At 62.9% G+C, this 18,099-nt stretch carries 14 protein-coding genes; 11 read left to right on the plus strand and 3 right to left on the minus strand.

Annotated features, from left to right (window positions below; genetic code table 11):
* Positions 1–1,737 carry an arginine--tRNA ligase gene (gene argS / locus IF690_RS03185; RefSeq protein ID WP_202698805.1) on the minus strand — a complete coding sequence of 579 codons (1,737 nt, stop codon included), beginning with the start codon at positions 1,735–1,737 and terminating at the stop codon, positions 1–3.
* A gap of 191 nt (positions 1,738–1,928) precedes the next feature.
* Positions 1,929–4,148, minus strand: a complete 2,220-nt coding sequence (locus IF690_RS03190) for a primosomal protein N' (protein WP_202698806.1) — start codon at positions 4,146–4,148, stop codon at positions 1,929–1,931.
* Positions 4,149–4,317: 169 nt separating this feature from the next.
* Between IF690_RS03190 and rpmE the strand changes: the two genes are divergently transcribed.
* From rpmE to IF690_RS03205, 3 genes are all read left to right on the plus strand, one after another.
* A complete protein-coding gene (rpmE, locus tag IF690_RS03195; protein WP_007925855.1) occupies positions 4,318–4,536 on the plus strand; it encodes a 50S ribosomal protein L31 in 219 nt (72 codons plus the stop codon).
* 41 nt (positions 4,537–4,577) lie between these two features.
* Positions 4,578–5,360: a thermonuclease family protein gene (locus IF690_RS03200; protein WP_202698807.1), complete on the plus strand. Its 783-nt coding sequence runs from the start codon at positions 4,578–4,580 to the stop codon at positions 5,358–5,360.
* 184 nt (positions 5,361–5,544) lie between these two features.
* Positions 5,545–6,813 (plus strand): malic enzyme-like NAD(P)-binding protein, encoded by a 1,269-nt coding sequence (locus IF690_RS03205; RefSeq protein WP_202698808.1) that lies wholly within the window; start codon positions 5,545–5,547, stop codon positions 6,811–6,813.
* A gap of 131 nt (positions 6,814–6,944) precedes the next feature.
* On the opposite strand, the gene IF690_RS03210 is transcribed toward IF690_RS03205, so the two are convergent.
* Positions 6,945–9,386: a penicillin-binding protein 1A gene (locus IF690_RS03210; protein ID WP_202701286.1), complete on the minus strand. Its 2,442-nt coding sequence runs from the start codon at positions 9,384–9,386 to the stop codon at positions 6,945–6,947.
* 216 nt (positions 9,387–9,602) lie between these two features.
* Between IF690_RS03210 and IF690_RS03215 the strand changes: the two genes are divergently transcribed.
* From IF690_RS03215 to IF690_RS03250, 8 genes are all read left to right on the plus strand, one after another.
* Complete coding sequence (locus tag IF690_RS03215) at positions 9,603–10,655, plus strand: pilus assembly protein PilM (RefSeq protein ID WP_202698809.1); 1,053 nt, start codon at positions 9,603–9,605, stop codon at positions 10,653–10,655.
* Positions 10,655–11,221: a PilN domain-containing protein gene (locus IF690_RS03220; protein ID WP_202698810.1), complete on the plus strand. Its 567-nt coding sequence runs from the start codon at positions 10,655–10,657 to the stop codon at positions 11,219–11,221. Before IF690_RS03215 ends, IF690_RS03220 begins: the two co-directional genes overlap by 1 nt.
* Positions 11,218–11,835, plus strand: coding sequence for a type IV pilus inner membrane component PilO (locus IF690_RS03225; protein WP_202698811.1), 618 nt, complete (start codon positions 11,218–11,220; stop codon positions 11,833–11,835). The genes IF690_RS03220 and IF690_RS03225 overlap by 4 nt, the downstream gene beginning before the upstream one ends.
* Positions 11,832–12,359: a pilus assembly protein PilP gene (locus IF690_RS03230; protein WP_202698812.1), complete on the plus strand. Its 528-nt coding sequence runs from the start codon at positions 11,832–11,834 to the stop codon at positions 12,357–12,359. Before IF690_RS03225 ends, IF690_RS03230 begins: the two co-directional genes overlap by 4 nt.
* 13 nt (positions 12,360–12,372) lie before the next feature.
* Positions 12,373–14,439, plus strand: coding sequence for a type IV pilus secretin PilQ (locus IF690_RS03235; protein ID WP_202698813.1), 2,067 nt, complete (start codon positions 12,373–12,375; stop codon positions 14,437–14,439).
* Between the two features lie 4 nt (positions 14,440–14,443).
* Positions 14,444–14,962 carry a shikimate kinase AroK gene (gene aroK, locus IF690_RS03240; protein ID WP_009041824.1) on the plus strand — a complete coding sequence of 173 codons (519 nt, stop codon included), beginning with the start codon at positions 14,444–14,446 and terminating at the stop codon, positions 14,960–14,962.
* 148 nt (positions 14,963–15,110) lie between these two features.
* A complete protein-coding gene (gene aroB / locus IF690_RS03245; protein ID WP_202698814.1) occupies positions 15,111–16,211 on the plus strand; it encodes a 3-dehydroquinate synthase in 1,101 nt (366 codons plus the stop codon).
* Positions 16,212–16,221: 10 nt separating this feature from the next.
* Positions 16,222–17,811 (plus strand): SPOR domain-containing protein, encoded by a 1,590-nt coding sequence (locus IF690_RS03250; RefSeq protein WP_016704448.1) that lies wholly within the window; start codon positions 16,222–16,224, stop codon positions 17,809–17,811.
* Positions 17,812–18,099: the final 288 nt, after the last annotated feature.

The raw sequence follows: 18,099 nt of genomic DNA on the forward strand, positions 1-18,099 counted from the left end.
TTACATTTGCTCCAGAACTTTCAGGCCCAGCAACTCCAGACCTTGCTTGAGGGTACGACGGGTCAGCTCGGTGAGGCGCAAGCGGCTCTGCATCTGCGTCGGCGATTCGGCACTGAGGATCGGGCAGTTCTCGTAGAAACTGGAGAACAGCCCGGCCACGTCGTACAGGTAGGTGCACAGGATGTGCGGCGTACCCTTGTCGGCCACGTTGTTCAGTATTTCGCCGAACTGCGCCAGCTTGGCCGCCAGCTCCAGTTCCTGGGCGGCTTCCAGGCTGATCTGGCCCTGTACTTCGCTGAAGTCCTTGCCCAGCTTGCGGAACACACCGGCGGCGCGGGTGTAGGCGTACAGCAGGTAAGGCGCGGTGTTGCCTTCGAAGTTCAGCATCAGGTCGAAGTTGAAGCTGTAGTCGCTGGTGCGGTGCTTGGACAGGTCGGCGTATTTCACCGAGTCGATGCCCACCACCTTGGCGATGTTGCGCAGGTCCGCTTCGGCCAATTCCGGGTTCTTTTCCTTGACCAGGCTGTAGGCGCGTTCTTCGGCTTCGGTCAGCAGGTCGATCAGCTTCACCGTGCCGCCGTCGCGGGTCTTGAACGGACGGCCGTCGGCGCCGTTCATGGTGCCGAAGCCCATGTGCTCCATTTCCATCGGGTGGGTCACGAAGCCGGCCTTGCGGGCCACCGCGAACACTTGCTGGAAGTGCAGGGCCTGACGCTGGTCGACGAAGTACAGCGCACGGTCGGCCTTGAGCTTGCCGCTGCGGTAGCGCACGGCCGCCAGGTCGGTGGTGGCGTACAGGTAGCCGCCGTCGGCCTTGACGATGATCACCGGCAGCGGCTCGCCTTCGGCGTTCTTGAACTCGTCGAGGAACACGCACTGGGCGCCGTTGCTCTCGACCAGCATGCCCTTGGCCTTGAGGTCGTTGACCACGTTGATCAGGTCGTCGTTGTAGGCGCTTTCGCCCATCACATCGGCCATGGTCAGTTTGACGTTCAGCAGTTCGTAGATCTTCTGGCAGTGGGACAGGGAGATGTCCTTGAACTTGGTCCACAGCTCCAGGCAGTCCGGGTCACCGGCCTGCAGCTTGACCACCAGGCCGCGGGCACGGTCGGCGAACTCTTCGGATTCGTCGAAGCGCTGCTTGGCGGCGCGGTAGAAGTTCTCCAGGTCCGACAGCTCGTCGCGGGTGTACGGGTTTTCCTGCAGGTAGGCCATCAGCATGCCGAACTGGGTGCCCCAGTCGCCCACGTGGTTCTGGCGGATCACGGTATCGCCGAGGAACTCCAGGACCCGCGCCACGCCGTCGCCGATGATGGTCGAGCGCAGGTGGCCGACGTGCATTTCCTTGGCCAGGTTCGGGGCCGACAGGTCGACCACGGTGCGCTGCAACGCGCCAGCCTTGCGTACACCGAGGTGGGTGTCGGCCAGGGCGGCGTCCAGGCGGGTGGCCAGGGCCTGGGTGTTCTGGAAGAAGTTGATGAAGCCGGGGCCGGCGATCTCGGCCTTGCTGACCTGCTCGTCGGCAGGCAGGGCGGCGATGATCTTTTCCGCCAGGTCGCGTGGTTTCATGCCGGCCGGCTTGGCCAGCATCATGGCGATGTTGCTGGCGAAGTCGCCGTGGGTCTTGTCGCGGGAGTTTTCTACCTGGATCGCCGGCGTCAGGCCTTCTGGCAACACACCTTCGGTGACGAGTTGGGTGATGGCTTGCTGGATGAGCTGGCGAATGGTGTCTTTCATGGTCTTCTCTTTCAACCGCTGGCGCGGCGGCGCTTCGATGCGCAGGTGGAAAAACTGGGCATTATCCGTTGCGAAGACGGGCTTGCCAACTATAGCGGGCCGCTTGTGGATATGCGGTGGCTATTCGGGCCATCTCGCGGGCAAGCCTTGCGCCTACAGAGGCGCGCTTGCCTGAGATGGCGGTTTTTCTATCAATACAGGTCCACAGGGTCAACATCCAGCGACCAGCGTACTTGGCGCCCGCTGGGCATCTGTTCCAGGACCAGCAGCCAGTGGCTCAGCAGCTTGTGCAGCGGCGCCCGGGCATTGGCCTGTAACAGCAGTTGCGCGCGATAACGCCCGGCGCGGCGCTCCATGGGCGCCGGTACCGGCCCCAGCAACTCGATACCGCCCTGGTTCATCTCTGCCAGCAAACGCTCGGCTTCGCTGCAGGCCTCGTCGAGGAAACCTTCGGCCTGCCCTGGCTTGTGGGCCTCGGCGCGCAGCAGCGCCAGGTGGGCGAACGGCGGCAGGCCGGCGGCGCGGCGTTCGCTCAAGGCCTGTTCGGCAAAGGCGAAGTAACCCTGTTCGGTCAGCTGCACCAGCAGCGGATGGTCGGCCAGGTGGGTCTGGATGATCACCTTGCCCGGCTCTTCGGCCCGCCCGGCGCGGCCAGCGACCTGGACGATCAACTGCGCCATGCGTTCGCTGGCGCGGAAGTCACCGGAGAACAGGCCGCCGTCGGCATCGAGGATCGAGACCAGGGTCACCCGCGGAAAGTGGTGCCCCTTGGCGAGCATCTGGGTGCCGACGAGGATGCAGGGCTGGCCCTTCTGGATGGTGGCGAACAACTGGTTCATCGCATCCTTGCGCGAGGTGCTGTCGCGGTCGACCCGCAGTACCGGGTAGTCCGGGAACAGGATCGCCAGCCGCTCTTCGGCGCGCTCGGTACCGGCGCCGACCGGGCGCAGGTCAACCTTGCCGCATTGCGGGCAATTGCGCGGTACGCGTTCGGAGTGGCCGCAGTGATGGCAGCGCAGCTCGCCGTAGCGCTGGTGCACGGTCATTCGTGCGTCGCAGCGTTCGCACTCGGACATCCAGCCGCAGTCATGGCACAGCAGGGTCGGCGCGAAGCCGCGGCGATTGAGGAACACCAGCACCTGCTGGCCTGCCGCCAGGGTCTGGCCGATGGCTTGTTGCATGGGGCCGGAAATACCGCTGTCCAGCGGCCGGCTCTTCACGTCCAGGCGCAGGAAGCGCGGCTGCTTGGCACCACCAGCCCGTTCGTTCAGGCGCAACAGGCCATAGCGGCCGGTGTAGGCGTTGTGCAGGCTCTCCATCGACGGGGTGGCGGAGCCCAGCACGATAGGGATGTTTTCCTGGCGGGCGCGGACCAGGGCCAGGTCGCGGGCGTGGTAGCGCAGGCCTTCCTGCTGTTTATAGGAGCCGTCGTGTTCTTCATCGATGATGATCAGCCCGGGGCTCTTCATCGGCGTGAACAGCGCCGAGCGGGTGCCGATAATAATGTCGGCCTCGCCGTCGCGGGCCGCCAGCCAGGCATCCAGGCGCTCGCGGTCGTTGACCGCCGAGTGCAGCAGGGCGATGCGCGCGTTGAAGCGTTGCTCGAAACGCGCCAGGGTCTGCGGCCCGAGGTTGATCTCCGGGATCAGCACCAGCGCCTGCTTGCCGGCTTCCAGGGTTTCGCGGATCAGTTGCAGATAGACCTCGGTCTTGCCGCTGCCGGTGACCCCGGCCAGCAGGAAGGCGTGATAGCTGCCGAAGCCGGAGCGGATGGCCTCATGCGCGGCGCGCTGTTCGCTGTTGAGCGGCAGTTCCGGCTGGGCCAGCCAATGTTCGTGGCGCTCGCCCGGGGCATGCCGGCGGACTTCCACCTGCACCAGGTCCTTGGCCAGCAACAGGTCCAGGCTGTCCTTGCTCAGCATCAGCTTGCTCAGCAATTGGTGAGCGACGCCGTGAGGATGCTGGGCCAGGGTCGCCAGGGCTTCACGCTGGCGCGGGGCGCGGGCGATGCGTGGATCGTCGAGACTGGCACCCGGGCTGACTGACCAGAAGCGTTCCTGCCGGGCCTCGGCCGGCTCGCCCTGGCGCAGCAGGACCGGGAGCGCCCAACTCAGGGTGTCGCCGAGGCTGTGCTGGTAGTACTGCGCGGTCCACAGGCACAGTTTGAACAGCGCGGGCGGCAGTGGCGGGGTGGCGTCCAGCAGGGCCAGTGCCGGTTTGAGTTTCTCGGCCGGGACTTCGCTGCTGTCCGTGACCTCGACCAGGATGCCGATCATTTCCCGGCGACCGAATGGCACTCGCAGGCGCATGCCCGGATGCAACTGGGTACGCAGTACGCCGGCAGGGGCCCGGTAATCGAACAGGCGGCGCAGCGGGGAGGGCAGGGCGAGGCGCAAAATGGCGTCGGGCACGCGGGGAAATCTCATTGAGCGGGCGGTGAAGAAGGCCCGGAGCCTAGCAGACGGTCGGTGTAAGGGACAGCTTGCGTGATCGCAAAGGTCTGGTAGAATCCGCGGCCTAATTACGTGCGGTATTCAACAATAGTGTTGGGTGGCGGCACGCTAGCCTGAGGAAGACACCATGAAAGCCGATATCCATCCAGAATACCCAGCAGTTGCCGTAACCTGCAGCTGCGGCAACAAGTTCGAAACTCGTTCGACCTTCGCTAAGCCGCTGGCGATCGACGTTTGCAACGAATGCCACCCGTTCTACACCGGTAAGCAGAAGACTCTGGATACCGGCGGCCGCGTTCAGAAGTTCGCCGATCGTTTCGGCGCTTTCGGCGCGAAAAAGGCCTAAGGCTGATCGGTCTGGAAAGCTGTTTCAGCTTCTCCTCGCTGATGAAAAAGGCGTCCCTTGCGGGCGCCTTTTTTATGTCCGCGATTTGGCTCTCCAGCGCCCAGGCGTTCTGCCCGGTGCCGGTTGGGCTGGCCTCCGTGCAGGTCCAGCGGGTGGTCGATGGCGACACCTTGCGCCTCACCGATGGCCGCAGCGTGCGCATGATCGGCCTCAATGCGCCGGAACTGGGCAAGAAAGGCCGCACCGACGAGCCGTTCGCGGTTGCCGCCCGCCAGCGCCTGCAGGCGCTGGTGAAGGCCAGCAACGGCCGGGTCGGTCTGCTTCCCGGTCGGGAAAGCAAAGATCACTATGGGCGAACCCTGGCCCATGTCTATGGCGCCGATGGCACCAACCTTGAGGCGCAATTGCTTGCCGAAGGCCTGGGATACCAGGTGGCGGTAGCGCCGAACGTCGATTTGTTCAACTGCCAGCAAGCCGCCGAGCGTAGGGCTCGCCAGGCCCGGTTGGGGCTGTGGCGGCAATCGTCTGTGCTGAAAGCGGATCAGATAAAGGCCTCCGGTTTTGCCCTGCTCAGTGGCCGGGTGAGCAAGGTGCAGCGCAATCGGGGCGGCGTCTGGATCGAATTGCAGGATTCGGTTGTATTGCGCATTGCACCCAATCTGCTTGGCCAATTCGATGTTGCGCAGCTGGATCGCCTGCCGGGGCAGCGGATCGAGGCGCGCGGCTGGGTGCTCGACCGTTCGCGCAAGGGTGGCTTGAAATCGGGTCAGGCGCGCTGGATGTTGCCGCTGACCCATCCCGGAATGTTCCAGCTGGTTCAATAAATAAAAAATTGTAGACATTTTTTATTTCGATTGTGAACAGTCTACCCCTTGTGTTCCGTGGCTCTTGGCCCAAAGTCGTAGCCTGCGGGCCTTGACAGGGGTGACCGGTCAGTCTTGTAGGGACTTTGCGACACGCGTATCCTCGGCGGTCCGTCTGTCCAACAGTAAAAAGCGGAATGCCCACATGTCTGATCTGAAAACTGCCGCTCTCGAATATCACGCCAATCCCCGTCCAGGGAAACTGAGTGTCGAGCTCACCAAGGCCACCGCTACCGCCCGCGACCTGTCGCTGGCCTACAGCCCCGGCGTAGCCGAACCAGTACGCGAAATCGCCCGCGATCCTGAACTGGCCTACAAATACACCGGCAAGGGCAACCTGGTTGCAGTCATTTCCGATGGCACCGCGATTCTCGGCCTGGGTAACCTCGGCCCGCTGGCTTCCAAGCCGGTGATGGAAGGCAAGGGTGTGCTGTTCAAGCGCTTCGCCGGCATCGACGTCTTCGACATCGAGGTCGACTCCGAAAGCCCGCAAGCCTTCATCGACACCGTCAAGCGCATCTCCATCACCTTCGGTGGCATCAACCTGGAAGACATCAAGGCGCCAGAGTGCTTCGAGATCGAGCGCGCCCTGATCGAGCAGTGCGACATTCCGGTATTCCACGATGACCAGCACGGCACCGCTATCGTGACCGCGGCCGGCATGATCAACGCCCTGGAAATCGCTGGCAAAACCCTGTCGGACGCAAAGATCGTCTGCCTGGGCGCCGGTGCCGCCGCCATTTCCTGCATGAAGCTGCTGGTGAGCATGGGCGCCCAGATCGAAAACATCTTCATGGTCGACCGTACCGGCGTGATCCACTCCGAGCGTGACGACCTGAACCAGTACAAGGCGGTCTTCGCCCACGCTACCGACAAGCGCACCCTGGCTGACGCCCTGAAAGGTGCAGATGTGTTCGTTGGCCTGTCCGGCCCGAACCTGCTGAGCGCCGAAGGCCTGAGCTCCATGGCTGCCAACCCGATCGTGTTCGCCTGCTCGAACCCTGATCCGGAAATCGCCCCGGAACTGGCGCACGCCACCCGTAGCGACGTGATCATGGCCACCGGCCGTTCGGACTACCCGAACCAGGTCAACAACGTACTGGGCTTCCCGTTCATCTTCCGTGGTGCCCTGGACGTTCGCGCCAAGCGCATCAACGAAGAAATGAAAGTGGCCGCGGCCAACGCCCTGCGCGAACTGGCCAAGTTGCCGGTGCCTCAGGAAGTGTGCGACGCCTACGGCGGCATCAAGCTGGAATTCGGTCGCGAGTACATCATTCCAAAGCCAATGGATGCCCGTCTGATCACCGTGATCTCCGACGCCGTGGCCAAGGCCGCGATCGAGACCGGCGTGGCGACCCTGCCATATCCGAAGAACTACCCGCTGAAAAGCGTGGACGACGTGTTCAACGGCTAATAGCAGCCCATGAAAAAGAAAAACCCGGCCTTCGAGCCGGGTTTTTTTATGGGGAAGTTTCAAGCCTCAAGTCGCAAGAGAAAGGCGATGTCGCTCTTTCTTGCAGCTTGAGGCTTGCAGCTTGCGCTGCTCTAGAAGAGATCGATCGGCGCCGACTCGTCCGCTGGCAGCGGGCTGCCTGGGGCGTAGCCATTGCCCAGTTCGTTGACCGAAGGCGGTGTGTCTTCACTCTTGAACAGTTCGAAGTAGGCGTTCGGCGTGCCCGGTGTCGCGGCGCGGCCGCTGACCGGATCGACCCGCAGGCTGAGAATGCCTTCCGGCTCGGCCTGGGTGTGGGCCGGCTTGTCCTTGAGGGCGGCGCCCATGTAGCTCATCCAGATCGGCAGGGCCACGGTGCCGCCGTACTCGCGGCGGCCCAGGCTTTCCGGCTGGTCGAAACCGGTCCAGACCGTGGTCACGTAGTCGGCGTTGTAGCCGGAGAACCAGGCGTCCTTGGACTCGTTGGTGGTCCCGGTCTTGCCGGCCAGGTCGGTGCGGCCCAGGGCCAGGGCGCGTCGCCCGGTGCCGAGCTTGATCACGTCCTCCAGCATGCTGTTGAGGATGTAGGTGGTACGCCCGTCGATGATGCGTTCGGCCACCGCAGGTGCCTGTACAGGAGCGGGAGCCTGGCTCGGGGTTTCGCCCGGGACATTGTTCACCGTGAAGCCCTGTTCTGTCGGTGCCGCGATCCCGCTGCTGGCCGCGTCGCCAGTCGGTACGCTCGGCGGGTTGGCGGTGAACAGGGTTTCGCCGTTGCGGCTTTCGATCTTGTCGATGATGTACGGCGTGACCTTGTAGCCGCCGTTGGCGAACACGCTCCAGCCGGTGGCGATCTCCATCGGAGTCAGGGTCGCGGTGCCCAGGGCCAGCGACAGGTTGCGCGGCAGGTCCTGTTTGTTGAAGCCGAACTTGCTGATGTAGTCGATGGTGCGGTCCACGCCCAGGCTTTGCAGGAGGCGGATCGAAACCAGGTTGCGCGACTTGTACAGTGCCTCGCGCATGCGGATCGGGCCGAGGAAGGTGTTGGTGTCGTTTTTCGGGCGCCAGACCTTGTCCAGGTATTCGTCGACGAACACGATCGGCGCATCGTTCACCAGGCTGGCGGCGGTGTAGCCATTGTCCAGTGCGGCGCTATAGACGAACGGCTTGAAGCTGGAACCGGGCTGGCGCTTGGCCTGCAGTGCACGGTTGTAGTTGCTCTGCTCGAAGGCGAAACCGCCCACCAGTGAGCGAATGGCGCCGTTTTGCGGATCGAGGGACACCAGCGCGCCCTGAACGACCGGGATCTGGCGGAACTTGAGCGAGTTGTCCGCCTGGCGCTGCACGCGAATCAGGTCGCCGACCTGGGCGACATCGCTCGGCTGCCTGGGGGCTGCGCCCATGCTATTGGTGTTGAGGAACGGACGCGCCCATTTCATGCTGTCCCAGCCCACGTGCTCTTCGCCGGTGCGGGTCAGTACCTGCAGGCCGTTCTTGTCGACCTGGGTGACGATCGCCGGCTCCAGGCCGCTGATGCTGCGTTGCTTGGTCAGTTCCTGGGCCCAGGCGGCGTGGGTCTTGCCGGGCAGGCGCGATTCGGGGCCGCGATAGCCATGGCGCTGGTCGTAGGTGATCAGGCCTTCGTGGACGGCGGTGTTGGCCATTTCCTGCAGGTCGCTCGGTACCGTGGTGGTGACGCGGAAACCTTCGGTGTAGGCGTCGCTGCCATAACGACCGACCATCTCGGCGCGGGCCATTTCGGCAACGTACGGCGCGTTCACTTCCGGTGTCGGTACGTGATAGCTGGCGTTCAACGGCTCGGCCACGGCGGCCTGGTAATCGGCCTCGCTGATCTTGCCGAGCTTGTACATGCGCCCGAGGATCCAGTCGCGGCGCTCCTTGCTGCGCGCCGGGTTGGCCAGCGGGTTGAAGCGCGACGGTGCCTTGGGCAGGCCGGCGATCATGGCCATCTGCGCCAGGCTGACATCGCGAATCGACTTGCCGTAGTACACCTGTGCGGCGGCCTCGATGCCGTAGGCGCGGTTACCCAGGTAGATCTTGTTGACGTACAGCTCGAGGATCTCGTCCTTGGTCAGTTGGCGCTCGATTTGCAGGGCCAGGAGGATCTCGGTGGTCTTGCGCGAGAAGCTGCGTTCGCTGCTCAGGAAGAAGTTCTTCGCCACTTGCATGGTGATGGTGCTGCCGCCGGACTGGATGTGCCCGCTCTTGACCAGTTGGGTCGCGGCGCGCATCAGGCTGCTGGGGTCGACGCCGTAGTGGTTGGCGAAATTGTCGTCTTCAGCACTTAGTAACGCATTAATGAAGTTGGGGGGAATGTCGGCGAAACGGATCGGAGTGCGGCGCATTTCGCCGAATTCTGCGATCAACTTGCCGTCGCTGCTGTACACCCGCAGGGGAATCTGCAACTGGATACTTCTGAGCGCCTCTACCGACGGTAACCCAGGACTAAGATAGAGAAACGCGCCGGAGAGAGCGAGGAGCAGCCCGCAGAACACAGCGACGATGGACCACCCGAAAAACTTCAGCAGACGAATCAAGGCTTTTGGATTTCCAGAGAAAGGAATGAATTAGGCGTCAGGTATTCACAGTCAGGAATCGGCTCACGCAGCAGATAAATCGCGGAAAAATCGCTGGGCATTATAAGCATTTTTCCGTAGAGATCGTCATTTGCCCGTCTGTCAAGACGGGGTGATTGAACGCAATGGACATTCCAGAGTCCGTAAGTCACGGATAGTCATAGGGAATTGGTAGTGCTAGGACTCTTCAGTAAAAAGGCGAGTTCCCTCCTGGGGATCGATATCAGCTCCACCTCGGTCAAGCTTCTTGAGTTGAGTCGTGTCGGCGGCCGTTTTCGGGTCGAGGCCTATGGGGTGGAACCGTTGCCGGCCAACGCCGTGGTCGAAAAAAACATCGTCGAGCCCGAAGGGGTGGGGCATGCCTTGTCTCGCCTGCTGGCCAGGGCCCGGCCGGGAGCGAAGCACGCGGCGCTGGCGATGGCCGGCTCGGCGGTGATCAGCAAGGTCATCGAGATGGAGGCCGGGCTTTGCGATGATGATCGGGAGAGCCAGCTCAAGGTCGACGCCGATCAGTACATTCCTTATCCGCTGGATGAGGCCGCCATCGATTTCGATGTCCTCGGCTATTCGGCGCGCAATCCCGAGCGCGTCGATGTGCTGTTGGCGGCCTGCCGCAAGGAACACATCGAAGTTCGCGAGGCGGCGCTGGAGCTCGCCGGGCTGACGGCGCGGGTGGTGGACCTGGAAGTCTGCGCGCTGGAGCGCTCGTTCGCCCTGGCAGCCGGCTCGTCGGTTGCCCGGACTGTGGCGCTGGTCGATATCGGAGCCACCCTGACCACCCTGAGCGTCGTGCATGAAGGGCAGATCATCTATTCCCGCGAGCAACTGTTTGGTGGGCACCAACTGACCGAGCACATCCAGCGTCGTTACGGGCTGTCGAAAGAAGAGGCCGGCCTGGCAAAAAAACAGGGCGGCCTGCCGGACGATTACGCCAGTGAGGTGCTGCAACCCTTTCAGGAGGCGGTCGTGCAACAGGTTTCGCGCTCGTTGCAGTTTTTCCAGGCCTCCGGCCCGCAGCGCCAGGTCGACTCCATCCTGTTGGCGGGCGGCAGCGCCTCGGTTCCGGGACTTGCGCCGTTGATCGAGCAGCGCCTGGGCTTGCCCGTGCTGGTCGCCAACCCCTTCGCTGGCATGAGTATCGGCGGCAAGGTCGACGCCGCGGCCCTGGCCAGCGAGGCTCCATCCTTGATGATCGCCTGTGGGCTGGCCTTGCGGAGTTTCGACTGATGGCGCGGATCAATCTTCTTCCCTGGCGCGAGGTGCGACGCGAACAGCGGCGTCGCCACTTTTTCCTGGCCCTGGTGGCGGCTGCGGCGGTGGCCCTGGGTGCGCTGTTTGCGGGCGACAGGATCATCGACCGGGCGATTGACAGGCAACTGGCGCGCAACAATCACGTAGGCGCTCAAATCACCTTGCTCGATCAGCGGATCGCCAAGATCGGCGAGCTGAAGCTGCATCGCGAGCAACTGGTGGAACGGATGAAGATCATCCAGGACCTGCAAGGCAATCGCTCCACCAGCGCGCGGGTGTTCGACCAGTTGGCCCGCACCTTGCCGGACGGGGTGTATTTCACCGATGTCAGGATGAGCGGGCAGACTCTTTCCATCACCGGGGCGGCCGAATCGAACCATCGTGTTTCGGACCTGATGCGCAACCTGGACGCTTCGGACTGGTTCGATGCGCCCAGCCTGACGGAGGTCAAGGCCGCCGGGGCGGACAACGCCGACCAGGTCAATGTGTTTCAGCTGACCGTCCATCAGACCCGGCCCACCATGGACGAGGGCGGGCAATGAGCCTTTCCGGCGGGTGGGCGCAGATGCGCCGGGTCGATCTCGGCGAGCTGGAAATGAGCAACATGGGGGCGTGGCCGGTGCTGGTCAAAGGCGTGGTCGCGGCGCTGGTCATGCTGCTGGTGCTGGCCCTCGGCTACAACCTGTACCTCAAGGAGCTGTTGCTGCAACTCGACCAGCGCCGGGCGGACGAGGCCGTGCTGAAACAGCAGTTCGCCAGCAAGGCGCGCCTGGTGGCCAACCTGGGGCCCTACACCGAACAGATGAAGGCCATGGAAACCGCCTTTGACCTCATGCTGCGCCAGCTGCCCAGCGATACCGAAGTGCCGGGGTTGCTGGAAGACATCAGCCGCACCGGGCTTGGCAGTGGGCTGGAGTTCGAAGAGATCAAGCTGTTGCCGGAGGTGGTCCAGCCGTTCTACGTCGAATTGCCGATCCAGATCACGGTCACCGGTGGGTACCACGAGCTGGCGACTTTCGTCAGCGGCGTGGCCGGCTTGCCGCGAATCGTCACCCTGCATGACTTCGAGATCAAACCGGTCACGCCGGAGGTCGGTTCCAAGCTGCGGATGAACATTCTGGCCCGGACTTACCGCTACAAGGTGCCTCGTCCATGACGCGCCTTCGCGGCTTGTCGCTTGGACTGGTCCTTGTCGGACTGGCCGGTTGTGGCGGCGATGACGACTTCAGCGATCTGGATGCCTACATGAACGAGGTGCGGCTACGGCCGCCCGGTGAGATTGAACCAATGCCGGCATTCGGGTCTTACCCAGCGTTCACCTATAACGCCGCCCCCTTGCGCAGCCCGTTTCAGCCTGCGGTCAGGGTGGACCTGACGGCACGTCGGTCAGGCTCGCCCGCGGTCAGGCCGGATCCGAACCGCAACAAGCAATATCTCGAGGGCTTCAGCATCGAGCAGTTCGAGATGGTGGGCACCCTTTCCAATGCCTCCGGCTTCTTTGCGCTGTTGCGCGGTGCCGGTGGCGTACATCGGCTGAAGGTCGGCGATTATCTGGGGCGTAACGACGGGCGGATTGTCGCGATCAGCGACTCACAGGTCGACGTGGTCGAGATTGTTCCCGATGGAGCGGGAGCGTGGCTGGAGCGACCACGGACCATTCCATTAAAAGAACACTCATAGTGGAACTCGCATCATGAACAGGATTTTTTCAGCCTTCGGTATTGCGCTATGGATGGCGCTGCTTTCACCGATGGCCATGGCGGCCAGCCTCAAGGCCCTGGATGTCGCGGCACTGCCGGGGGATCGCCTGGAGTTGAAACTCACCTTCGATGGGCCGATACCCGAGCCGCGGGGTTATACCACCGACCAGCCGGCGCGGATCGCCCTCGATCTGCCGGGCGTCGTCAGCCAGCTGGCGAACAAGAGCCGCGACCTGGGCAATGGCAATGCACGCAGCGTGACGGTGGTCGAATCGGGGCAGCGTACCCGGGTTGTCGTCAACCTGGTCGCGCTGGCGCCCTACAGCACTCGGGTCGCCGGCAATCAGCTGTTTGTGGTGATCGGCCAGGGGGCGGCGCAGAGTGCACCGGGGCAGCCGGCTGTCGCGTCCGGGCGGACCAGGGCCGCGCCTTCCGCGGGTCGGTCGATTCGCAGCGTGGATTTCCAGCGCGGCGAGCAGGGCGAGGGTAATGTACTGATCGACCTCTCCGACTCGGGAATGAGCCCGGATATCCAGGAGCGCGATGGAAAGCTCGTCCTTACCTTCGCCAAGGCTCGCCTGCCAGAGCCCTTGCGGGTCAGGCTGGACGTCAAGGATTTTGCCACCCCCGTGCAATTCGTCAGCGCCCGGGCGGAGTCCGGCAAGGCCATCGTCACCATCGAGCCCGGCGGCACCTTCGATTACTCGACCTACCAGACGGACAACAAGCTTACGGTAAGCGTCAGGCCGATGACTTCGGGCGATCAGCAGAAACGCAACACCGAGCGCTCGGCCTATAACGGCGAAAAGCTCTCGCTGAACTTCCAGGACATCGAGGTCCGCTCGGTGCTGCAACTGATCGCCGACTTCACCAACCTCAACCTGGTGGCCAGCGATACGGTGCAGGGCGGCATTACCTTGCGCCTGCAGAATGTGCCGTGGGACCAGGCCCTCGATCTGGTGCTCAAGACCAAGGGGCTGGACCAGCGCAAGGTGGGCAATGTGTTGCTGGTGGCGCCGGCCGATGAAATCGCGGCCCGCGAACGCCAGGAACTGGAGTCGCAGAAGCAAATTGCCGACCTGGAACCGCTACGGCGTGAACTGTTGCAGGTCAACTACGCCAAGGCCGCGGAGATTGCCAAGTTGTTCCAGTCGGTCACCCGCGCCGAGGACAAGTCCGACGAGCGTGGGTCGATCACTGTCGATGAGCGGACCAACAACATCATCGCCTACCAGACCCGGGAGCGCCTGGACGAGCTGCGACGGATTGTCAGCCAGCTGGATATCCCGGTGCGCCAGGTGATGATCGAGGCGCGGATCGTCGAGGCCAACGTCGACTACGACAAAAGCCTGGGCGTGCGCTGGGGCGGTTCGATCCAGAACCAGGGCAACTGGAATGCCTCGGGGGTCAGCAACGGCACCAACGGTTCTTCCACCATTGGTACGCCGGGCAGCACCAGCAGCAATTCACCGTTCGTCGACCTGGGCACCACCGCCAATACCTCCGGCCTGGGTATCGCCTTCATCACCGACAACGTGTTGCTGGACCTTGAGCTGACAGCCATGGAAAAGACCGGTAACGGGGAAATCGTCTCCCAGCCCAAGGTCGTCACGTCCGACAAGGAGACGGCGAAGATCCTCAAGGGCACGGAAATCCCCTATCAGGAAGCCGCCTCTAGCGGGGCGACCTCGGTGTCCTTCAAGGAGGCTTCGCTGTCCCTGGAGGTGACGCCGCAGATCACCCCGGATAACCGCATCATCATGGAGGTCAAGGTCACCAAGGACGAGCCGGACTACCTGAACAAGGTCCAGGACGTGCCGCCGATCAAGAAGAACGAGGTCAACGCCAAGGTCCTGATCAACGACGGGGAAACCATCGTTATCGGTGGGGTTTTCTCCAATACGCAAAGCAAGGTTGTAGATAAAGTGCCATTTCTCGGCGATGTGCCGTATCTTGGCCGCCTTTTCAGGCGTGACGTGGTGTCGGAGAAAAAATCCGAGCTGCTGGTATTTCTCACTCCGCGTATCATGAACAACCAGGCGATTGCTGTGAGTCGTTGATTCTGTGCGAAATTTGATTCTTGTTGGGCCAATGGGGGCTGGCAAAAGCACCATTGGTCGCTTGCTGGCCAAAGAGCTGCGCCTGCCATTCAAAGATTCCGATAAGGAAATTGAGTTGCGCACGGGCGCCAATATCCCGTGGATCTTCGATAAAGAAGGTGAGCCGGGCTTTCGTGATCGGGAACAGGCCATGATCGCCGAGTTGTGCTCCGCCGATGGCGTGGTCCTGGCGACCGGCGGTGGCGCGGTGATGCGCGAAGCCAACCGCCTGGCGCTGCATGCCGGGGGGCGTGTGGTCTATCTGCATGCCTCGGTGGAGCAGCAGGTCGGTCGTACCGCCCGGGATCGCAATCGACCGCTGCTGCGCACGGCCGATCCGGCGAAGACCCTGCGGGACCTGTTGGCGATTCGCGATCCGCTTTATCGGGAAATCGCCGACCTGGTGGTTGAAACCGATGAACGGCCGCCGCGTATGGTGGTGCTGGACATACTGGACCGCCTGCAGCAACTGCCTCCCCGTTAATGCGCAGCGTGAAATGCGCTATCCTCGGCGCCTTGCCATGATCGCTTGCGGTTGTGGCGCATGGCTATTGCGCGGCGTCAGAAAACCAGGCGATGCCCGTCGTTAATGTAAGGCAGGACACCAGCTTCCATCTTCACTGTGGGGACACATGCAGACACTTAAGGTCGATCTAGGCGAGCGCAGCTACCCGATTCATATTGGCGAAGGTTTGTTGGACCGGCCCGAGTTGCTGGCTCCGCACATCGCCGGGCGGCAAGTGGCGATCGTTTCCAATGAAACCGTAGCGCCGCTGTACCTTGAGCATCTGAAACGCAGCCTTGCGCAGTTCTCGGTGATCTCGGTGGTTCTGCCCGACGGCGAAGCATTCAAGAACTGGGAAACCCTGCAGCTTATTTTCGATGGCCTGCTGACCGCACGGCACGACCGCCGCACCACGATCATCGCCCTCGGCGGCGGGGTGATCGGCGACATGGCCGGCTTTGCCGCCGCCTGTTACCAGCGTGGCGTCGATTTCATCCAGATTCCTACCACCTTGCTGTCCCAGGTCGATTCGTCGGTGGGGGGCAAGACCGGTATCAACCATCCGCTGGGCAAGAACATGGTCGGCGCCTTCTATCAGCCGAACGTGGTGCTGATCGACACCGCCTCGCTCAATACCCTGCCGGCCCGCGAGCTGTCGGCTGGCCTGGCGGAAGTCATCAAGTACGGTCTGATCTGCGACGAGTCCTTCCTGACCTGGCTCGAGGCCAACGTCGACCGCTTGCGAGCCCTGGACCAGCAGGCGCTGACCTACGCCATCGAACGCTCCTGTGCAGCCAAGGCGGCCGTGGTTGGCGCCGACGAGCGTGAGTCCGGCGTGCGCGCCACGCTGAACCTGGGGCATACCTTCGGCCACGCCATCGAGACCCATATGGGCTATGGTGTCTGGCTGCATGGTGAAGCGGTCGCTGCTGGCACCGTAATGGCGCTGGAGATGTCCGCACGCCTCGGCTGGATCACCGCCGAGGAGCGTGACCGCGGCATTCGCCTGTTCCAGCGCGCGGGCTTGCCGGTCATTCCGCCAGAGGAAATGACCGAAGCGGATTTTCTCGAGCACATGGCAATTGACAAGAAAGTGATCGACGGTCGTTTGCGTCTGGTGCTGTTGCGCCGCATGGGCGAAGCCGTAGTGACCGACGATTATCCGAAAGAGGTTTTACAGGCCACGCTGGGAGCGGATTACCGCGCCCTGGCTCAGCTTAAAGGTTAATAAGATCCCCATGACTAGTTTGCATGCCGACGAGGCCTTCCTCGGCCACTATCAGTTGAGCCATGACCCTTTCGCTCCACGGGTGCCCGGCTTCAAGTTTTTCCCCGCCCAGCGCAAGCCGGTGCTGGGGCAGTTGCACCACCTGGCGCGCTACAGCCAACTGCTGCTGGTGGTGACCGGCCCGCAGGGCAGCGGCAAGACGCTGTTGCGTCAGGCGCTGGTCGCCAGCACCAACAAGCAATCGGTACAGAGCGTGGTGGTTTCCGCCCGTGGTGCTGGCGACGCGGCAGGCGTGCTGCGCCAGGTGGCCCAGGCGCTGAACGTCGAGCAGGCCGAGATCGGCCCGATCCTGGCGCAAGTGGTGCAGCTGGCGCTGACCGGCCAGGAAGTCTACCTGCTGGTGGATGACGCCGAGCAGCTCGACGAGTCGGCGCTCGAGGCGCTGCTGGCACTCGCCGCCGGCGCGCCGGAGGGTCGTCCGCATGTGTTCCTGTTCGGCGAGTCGTCGCTGATTGCCGGCCTGGAGCTGCTGAGCGCGGAAGAAGAGCGCTTCCATGTCATCGAACTGCAGCCCTATACCGAAGAAGAAACCCGTGAATACCTGGCGCAGCGACTCGAAGGCGCAGGGCGCGGTATCGAACTTTTCTCCGCGGATCAGATCAGTGATATTCACGAAGGCTCCGATGGCTGGCCTGGCAACATCAACCAAGTCGCCCGGGATGCAATGATCGAAGCCATGATTGCCAGCCGCTCAGCGGTCAAGCGTCCAAGTATGGGGTTCAATATGCCGAAGAAACACGTATTGGCGATATCCGCAGTCGTCGTGGTGGCCGTTGCCGCTGCCTGGTTGATGCCGGGTCGCAGCAAGGCACCAAGCACTGCTGGTGCGCCAGCCAACGAACAGGCGCAGCTGCCACTGGGCCAGACGCCGCAACCGAACAGCAATGGCAGCCCGGCTGTCGAGTTCAACGGCTCTTCCCAGCCCATGCCGCTGCCATTGGTCGGCCAGTCGCAACCGGTGATGCGCGGTCCTCTGGCCGAAGCCGCAGGGGGGATCACCGAGGGTGACGATGGCGTGCCGGTGGAAGGCTCCAGCGCCACGCCGCCGACCGTGACCACCATTGCGCCGCCAGCCGGCGTGCCGGCCGGTCCGGCGCCGACGCCTGAAGTTCGTCCGACCCCGGCGCCGACCCAGGTCGCGGCCGCCAAGCCGGCTCCGGTGGTCAAGCCTGCTCCTGCTCCGGTCAGCAAGCCGGCTGCACCGGCCGCCAAGCCAGCCGAGAAGCCTGTCACCGTGGCCAAGGCCGCCACCGGCGGTAGCTGGTACGCCGGCCAGGCGCCAGGCAACTATGTGGTGCAGATCCTTGGTACCAGTTCCGAAGCCACGGCGCAGAACTTCGTCAAGGAGCAGGGCGCCCAGTACCGTTATTTCAAGAAAGTCCTCAACGGCAAACCGCTGTATGTGATCACTTATGGCAGCTTCAGCAGCCGTGATGCAGCCGTTACCGCTATCAAGGCCTTGCCAGCGAAGGTTCAGGCTGGTAAACCTTGGCCTCGCACTGTCGCCAGCGTCCAACAGGAACTGGCAGCAACTCGCTGAAGATTCGGTGGCCTTACCCAGGCCGCCTCTCCCAGCACCTCAAAAAAATCCGCATGCGCATGCTGCCTTCAAGGCCGCGTGCCTTGTGGTGTCTGCGTCACAGTAGCTTTTGAGTCGTCGCGGTCCGAACTAAAAAAGTTTTGACTAGCACAGCATATCGCTTTAAACCTTTCATAAATGCGACATAGATTTGCGACATTTCGTCGCCAAATTTGTGAGCGTCTGTGTCGGTGTGTACAATGACCTCCCTTTTGCCCCCGCAAAGCCGGCGTACGTTCGGCGTGGATG

Source organism: Pseudomonas sp. SK3(2021), from assembly GCF_016772375.1.
Classification (GTDB): domain Bacteria; phylum Pseudomonadota; class Gammaproteobacteria; order Pseudomonadales; family Pseudomonadaceae; genus Aquipseudomonas; species Aquipseudomonas chlororaphis_I.